We start from the raw sequence: 594 nt of genomic DNA on the forward strand, positions 1-594 counted from the left end.
GCTCCATGCCGCGGCCGTTGTCGCTGACCCGCACCCGGGCGCAGCCTCGGCCGTCGTGCGCCATCTGCTCCACCGGCTCGATGACGACATTGACCGAGGTCGCCCCGGCGTGGCGGAACACGTTGGTGAGCGCCTCCTGCACGATGCGGTAGATGGTCAGATCCGCGGTCTCCCCGGTGACCCCAAGCGACGGCGAGATCACGGTCTCGATCGCGACATCGGGATGCGACTCCCGCCACAGCCGCAACAGCGATTCGAGCGCCTGGCGCAGGCCGAGCTCGGCAAGGCCGACGGGGCGGAGGCGCTCCAGCACGCGGCGATTGAACTGCTGCAGCGCGTTGATCTGCTCCAGCATGGCACTGCCATGTTTTCGCACGGCCTCGGCACTCGGGACGCGTCCATCCGCTTGCTTGGCCAGCACGCCGGCATGCGCGCGCAGCGAGAACAGATACGGCCCGAACTCGTCGTGGAGCTCGCGCGCGATCTCCTTGCGCTCGATGTCCTGGAGCGACACCGCTCGCTCGGCGAGGCGCCGCTTGTCCTCGACCGCCTCGCCCAGCGTTGCCGCAAGGTGGTTGAGCTTGGCGCAGATCG

The 594-nt window shown here is 69.0% G+C and carries 1 protein-coding gene; it reads right to left on the reverse strand.

Annotation, left to right across the window (positions count from 1 at the left end; genetic code table 11):
* Nucleotides 1-594, reverse strand: a 594-nt coding sequence (locus MOV75_RS41170; RefSeq protein WP_247008611.1) for a histidine kinase, incomplete at both ends; no start/stop codon positions are given.

The organism is Bradyrhizobium sp. PRIMUS42, from assembly GCF_023006515.1.
In the GTDB taxonomy this organism is placed as follows: Bacteria; Pseudomonadota; Alphaproteobacteria; order Rhizobiales; family Xanthobacteraceae; genus Bradyrhizobium.